This window comes from uncultured Lutibacter sp. (assembly GCF_937891065.1).
In the GTDB taxonomy this organism is placed as follows: domain Bacteria; phylum Bacteroidota; class Bacteroidia; order Flavobacteriales; family Flavobacteriaceae; genus Lutibacter.
On record NZ_CALAEQ010000063.1, the window covers coordinates 1 to 5,884 of the forward strand.

At 27.7% G+C, this 5,884-nt stretch carries 6 protein-coding genes; 5 read left to right on the plus strand and 1 reads right to left on the minus strand.

Translation table 11 applies throughout. From position 1 onward, the window contains the following. Positions 1–154 precede the first annotated feature (154 nt). Positions 155–2,266 carry a translation factor GTPase family protein gene (locus tag Q0352_RS03815; protein ID WP_299523891.1) on the minus strand — a complete coding sequence of 704 codons (2,112 nt, stop codon included), beginning with the start codon at positions 2,264–2,266 and terminating at the stop codon, positions 155–157. 247 nt (positions 2,267–2,513) lie between these two features. Between Q0352_RS03815 and Q0352_RS03820 the strand changes: the two genes are divergently transcribed. From Q0352_RS03820 to Q0352_RS03840, 5 genes are all read left to right on the plus strand, one after another. Next, a complete protein-coding gene (locus tag Q0352_RS03820; RefSeq protein ID WP_299523894.1) occupies positions 2,514–2,945 on the plus strand; it encodes a DUF2141 domain-containing protein in 432 nt (143 codons plus the stop codon). Positions 2,946–2,976: 31 nt separating this feature from the next. Beyond that, positions 2,977–4,320, plus strand: a complete 1,344-nt coding sequence (locus Q0352_RS03825; protein ID WP_299523897.1) for a 2TM domain-containing protein — start codon at positions 2,977–2,979, stop codon at positions 4,318–4,320. Positions 4,321–4,414: 94 nt separating this feature from the next. Continuing rightward, positions 4,415–4,711 carry a 2TM domain-containing protein gene (locus tag Q0352_RS03830; protein ID WP_299523900.1) on the plus strand — a complete coding sequence of 99 codons (297 nt, stop codon included), beginning with the start codon at positions 4,415–4,417 and terminating at the stop codon, positions 4,709–4,711. A 4-nt stretch (positions 4,712–4,715) separates the two neighbouring features. Further along, positions 4,716–5,033: a 2TM domain-containing protein gene (locus Q0352_RS03835; protein ID WP_299523903.1), complete on the plus strand. Its 318-nt coding sequence runs from the start codon at positions 4,716–4,718 to the stop codon at positions 5,031–5,033. Between the two features lie 30 nt (positions 5,034–5,063). After that, a complete protein-coding gene (locus Q0352_RS03840) occupies positions 5,064–5,816 on the plus strand; it encodes a LytTR family DNA-binding domain-containing protein (protein ID WP_299523906.1) in 753 nt (250 codons plus the stop codon). Positions 5,817–5,884: the final 68 nt, after the last annotated feature.

Genomic DNA, 5,884 nt, shown 5'->3' on the forward strand with positions numbered 1-5,884 from the left:
TTTATGTATTCTTAGTAGTATTTTAAACCAATTGAAACGTTAAGAGTTATAAAATTGATTGAATTAAGAAATATTAATTGATGATTACTAATTAAAAGACTCGTCAAATTTTAAATTTGACGAGTCTTTATTTTTTAAAATTATAAACTTCTAATTATTCTTTATTAACATTAACTAGTTCTTCTTGCACATTATTTGGAACTAATTCAAAATTAGAAAATTTTGTAGTAAAGCTTCCTCTTCCTTGCGTTATAGAACGCAATGTAGTTGAATACTTATACATTTCAGCCAAAGGAGTTTTAGCTTTTATAGTTTGGTATTTACCATCACTATCCATACCTAAAATAATAGATCTTCTTGACTGTAAATCTGTCATGACATTCCCCATTAATTCTTCAGGAACTTTTACTGTTAGTTCATTAATTGGTTCTAAAAGTTTAGGTTTTGCATTTAAAAAGGCTTCTTTAAAAGCATGAGCTGCAGCAATTTTAAATGAAATATCATTTGAATCTACGGCATGCATTCTTCCATCAAATAGCATAACTCTAATATCTCTTGCATAAGATTTTGTTAGAGGTCCTTCTTCCATTACTTCTAAAATACCTTTTAAAACTGCAGGTAAATAGCGAGTATCTATAACTCCACCAACTATACAGTTGTAGAAAACAAGTTTTCCTCCCCAAGCTAAATCTACTACTTCTTTTTTTCTAATATTAAACCCATCTGGCTCTGGCATTCCTTCAAAATAAGGTTCAATTTTTATGTGAACTTCACCAAATTGACCGGACCCACCAGATTGTTTTTTATGTTTGTAACTAGTTGTTGCTGAACGTTGAATAGTTTCTCTATAAGTAATTCTAGGTTGTTCAAAACTAGTTTTTATTCCATAAACCTTTTGTAAAACCCAATCTATAGTTGCTAAATGTAATTCACCTTGGCAAGAAAGAATTTGTTGTTTTAATTCTTTTGAATATTTAACAATAACTGTAGGGTCTTGACTATGAATTTTTCTTAAAGCTTCATTTAGTTTTTCTTCATCATTTTTGTCAATAGCATTTATTGATTTACTAATTCTTGATGAAGGATAACTAATTGGCTTAATTGTAATATCAGAACCTTTTGTTCTTAAAGTATCATTAGTTTCTGTGTATTTTAATTTTAGAGTTGCACCAATATCACCTGCACTTAATTTTTCAACTTGTTCACGGTTTTTACCATCCATAATGAATAATTGATTTACAATTTCAATTTCATCATTTCTAGAATTTTCCAATTTGTCATTTTGTTTAATTTCTCCTGATTTTACTTTAAAGAAACTAATTTGTCCTAAGTTTGGTTCGTACAATGTTTTAAAAATGAATAATGATGTTGGAGCGTCAGGTTTGCATTCTATTGTTTCACCTTCAACACTTTGTTCAGGTTTTAAATCTGCTGCACTTGGAGCTACATTATCAATAAAGCCCATTAATCTACCAGTTCCCATATCATTTAAAGCTGAAATACAAAAAACAGGGAATAATTCATGATTTAACATTCCTTTTTTAATTCCTTCACGCATTTCATCTTCATTAAGAGAACCTTTATCAAAATAAAGTTCCATTAAATCTTCGTCATTTTCAGCAGCTTTTTCTACTAATTCATTATGAAGTTTGTTAGCAAGCTCTTTTTGGTCAGCAGGAATATCAAACTTTTCAGGTTTTCCGCCTTCAGGCCCAAATTTATACATTTTCATTTTAAGTACATCAATTATACATTGTGCACCATCAATAACTAATGGGTATTGAATTTTAACGGCATTATTACCAACTAAATTAACGATACTTTTAAAACTTTCATCAAAATCTGCATTTGGACTATCTATTTGATTAATTACAAATAATGTTGGAAGTGAAAAACGATCAACATAATTCCAAATGATTTCAGTCCCAATTTCAACTCCATGTTGAGCATTTACAACGGTAACTACTGAATCTGCTACACGCATTGTTGAGGCAATTTCACCTATGAAATCATCTAAACCGGGAGTGTCAATAATGTTTATTTTGTAGTTGCGCCATTCAGTGTGAAGTGGAGTGGCAAAAATGGTAGTTTCTCTTTCTTGCTCAATATCGTGATAGTCGGAAACAGTGTTTTTGTTTTCAACGCTACCACGGCGTTTGACTAATCCAGCTTCAAAGAGCATTGTTTCTGCTAAAGTAGTTTTCCCGCTTTTATGAGCTCCTACAAAGGCAACATTTTTAATGTGTTTATCATCGTATATTTTCATAATTTAATTGTTTTTGTGAAAAGTTTTATAAAGTTACAAACTTTTTTATTTAAAAAGATGACGAATGTTAGGGTTTTTATCAAACTGTTTTATTATTTAGATTGATAGTGATATTTATGATAAAACAGTAAATTTTACAATTCATCCTAATTAAAATACAATTCAGTTACTTTAAATTTTGTAATGCGAGTTTTTAAATGACTTTTGAAGTATTAAATGAAACTATTATTAATTAAAAACTAAAATTATGCAACAATTTATTTTAACTATTATCTTATTGTTTTTATCAATGTTTGTGTCACAAGCTCAAGAGAATAAAGAAAATTTAGAGCAAAATGTAATAACTATTACCGTAGTAAATGCTTTAAATAATACAGGAACAATAAACTTTGCTTTTTTTGATGAAGATGGTTTTAGAAAGCAACCATTATTTGCAAAATCTGCAGCTATTGAAGATGGAATTAGTTCAGTTACCTTTTTAAATATACCAAATGGAGAATATGCTATTATTTGCTTTCATGATGAAAATGAAAATAATAAAATGGATTTTCATGAAAACGGTATGCCAAAAGAAAGTTATGGAACATCTAACAATCCAATGTTAATGGGGCCGCCAAATTTTGAAAGTTCTAAATTTGTAGTAGATAATAACAATGTGAATTTAGAAATTAAGTTTTAAATTGCAATTACTAAAAATAAATAATATTAAAATGAAAACAGATATTAAATACTTATTAAAGGTTTCTGGAATTATAGCAATAGGAATATTTGTTGTAGAGCGATTAATTTCTAATCAAGGATTTAATTTAACAATAAATGAATTACTAACAATTTTAAGTATTCATTTTATGTATGCGATTGTTTTAACTACTATTAATGGATATTTTTATTCTTATTTAGAAAATAAATTTTCTTGGAAAAAACATTCTAAATATAGGCTGATAATAGGTGCGCTAGGATCTGTTACTTTAACAATGATTGGACTTGTTTTTTTAAGGTTTGTAACACTTGTTGTAATTTTAGGGAAACCAGTTGAACGTTTTATAAACGACCCAAGTGCAACATCGTATTATACTTTTGGATTGGTAATTACACTAATTGTAAGTTTAATTTTTCATGCCATATTTTTTTATAAAGCCTTAACAGAAAAAAAAGTAAGTGAACAACAAATTGTAGCGAAGACTGAAACTGCTAAATATGAGTCTTTAAAAAGTCAGATAGATCCACATTTTTTATTTAACAGTTTAAATGTATTGGCGTCATTAATAGGAGAAAACCCTAAACAAGCAGAAAAGTTCACAACAAAACTTTCAAAAGTATATAGATATGTTTTAGAACAAAAAAGTAAAGATTTAATTGAGTTAGATGAAGAGTTGCATTTTGCAAAAGCCTATATGGATTTGTTAACAATGCGGTTTGAAAATGCTGTTACATTTCAAATTCCTGAGAAGGCAAGTAATTCAGAACTTAAAATCTTACCATTATCATTACAATTATTATTAGAAAATACTATAAAACACAATGTAGTATCAGTTGAAAATCCACTAAAAGTTACAATTACAGAAGAAGACGGTTATTTAGTAGTCTCAAACAATTTTAATCCGAAAACTACTATTGAAAAGGGAACCAAAATAGGTTTAAAAAATATAGAAGAAAGGTATCAATTAATAACATTAAAAAAGGTAGAAGTTGAAAAAACAGCGACTCAATTTACTGTAAAACTACCTTTATTAACTCAAAAAATTCAAATAATGAAAACATCAGAATCACAACAAAATAGTAAATATATAAGAGCGGTAGAACGCGTTGAAGAAATTAAAGGATTTTATTCAGGTTTAATAGCATATTGTATTGTAATTCCTTTTTTAATTTTTATAAATTTAAAATATGTACCACAATTTCATTGGTTTTGGTTTCCAGCAATGGGTTGGGGAATTGGAATGATTTTTCAAGGATTTAAAGCTTTTTCTTACAATCCATTTTTAGGAAGCGGTTGGGAAGAGCGTAAAATTCAAGAAATTATGAATGAAGATCGTAAACAATATTGGGAATAGGATTGATCGTAAAAAATTGTTCAATGAACATTTTTAGTAAAAAGGCCCAGTTGGCGTGTTGGCACAAGAATAATCATTAATTAAAAACAACATTATGAAAACATTATATACAGAAGAAGATAAATATATTAGAGCAAAAAAAAGAGTTGAAAACATTAAAGGATTTTATGCAAATTTACTAGCATATTGCTTAGTAATACCTTTTCTATTTTTTATAAACTACATGACATCTCCTCATTATTATTGGTTTTGGTGGCCAATGTTTGGTTGGGGAATTGGAATAGCATTTCATGCCTTTGGAGTTTTTGGACATAATTTATTATTTGGTAAAGATTGGGAAGATCGTAAAATAAAAGAGTTAATGGATAAAGATAATCGCACTAAATTTTAAGACAATGAAAAATAATAATTATACAGAAGAGCAACAATATTTAAGAGCAAAAAAGAGGGTTAAAGCAATTAAAGGGTTTTATGTACACTTAACAGTTTATCTTTTAGTAAATATATTTTTAATAGTTTCAAGATCATTTTCTAATGGCGAGTTTGAAGATTTATGGGATTGGCAAACCTATAATACTGCAATATTTTGGGGAATAGGAATTTTATTTCACGCTTTTAATGTTTTTGGAATGGGAATTTTACTAGGAAAAAATTGGGAAGATCGTAAGATTAAAGAGCTAATGGATAAAGATAAACGAGATTCTTGGGAATAATCAATGAATCAAAAACATAATTAAATTAAAATGAAAGTAGTTATTATTGAAGACGAAAAACCTGCAGCTAGAAGACTAAGCAGAATGCTAAATGAAATTGGTATAGAACCAATTGCAATGTTACACTCGGTTGAAGAAGCTGTAAATTGGTTTTATAGTAATGAACATCCGGATTTGTTATTTCTAGATATTCAGCTTTCTGATGGTTTATCTTTTGAAATTTTTGAAGAAGTTGAAGTTAAAAGTGCCATCATATTTACTACTGCATATGATGAATATGCGCTAAAAGCATTTAAATTAAATAGTGTAGATTATTTGTTAAAACCTATTGATAGTGATGAATTAAATAATGCTGTAAATCAATTTAAAAATACACATACTATAACAAATGATCATAGTTTTAATTTTGAACAGATAAAAGATTTAATTTCTCCTTCGGAAACGAATTATAAAAAGCGATTTACTGTAAAAATTGGACAGCATTTAAAAATGATTTTTATTGAATCTATTGAATGTTTTTATAGTGAAGATAAAGCAACACATATTCATACAATTGATGGAAGAAGTTATTTAATAGAAGACACTTTAGAACAACTGGAAACTAAGCTTCAGCCAGATACTTTTTTTAGAGTTAGTCGTAAATATTTTATCAATATCAACGCTATAAAAGATATTATTTCTTATTCAAATAGTAGGTTAAAAATAGTACTTCAATCATATAATGAATCTGAAATTATTGTAAGTCGTGAACGTGTAAAAGATTTTAAAAATTGGTTAGGCTAATTTTTTAGATAAAAGCTTCATTTTCTTTTTGTTATACTGAAATAAAATTCTTAAATTTGCACTCCTTT

What these genes read in the sequence shown, in the direction of transcription:
- Q0352_RS03815 (WP_299523891.1), bottom strand. Translation starts at nt 2,266, where the DNA reads ATGAAAATATACGATGATAAACACATTAAAAATGTTGCCTTTGTAGGA.
- Q0352_RS03820 (WP_299523894.1), top strand. Translation starts at nt 2,514, where the DNA reads ATGCAACAATTTATTTTAACTATTATCTTATTGTTTTTATCAATGTTT.
- Q0352_RS03825 (WP_299523897.1), top strand. Translation starts at nt 2,977, where the DNA reads ATGAAAACAGATATTAAATACTTATTAAAGGTTTCTGGAATTATAGCA.
- Q0352_RS03830 (WP_299523900.1), top strand. Translation starts at nt 4,415, where the DNA reads ATGAAAACATTATATACAGAAGAAGATAAATATATTAGAGCAAAAAAA.
- Q0352_RS03835 (WP_299523903.1), top strand. Translation starts at nt 4,716, where the DNA reads ATGAAAAATAATAATTATACAGAAGAGCAACAATATTTAAGAGCAAAA.
- Q0352_RS03840 (WP_299523906.1), top strand. Translation starts at nt 5,064, where the DNA reads ATGAAAGTAGTTATTATTGAAGACGAAAAACCTGCAGCTAGAAGACTA.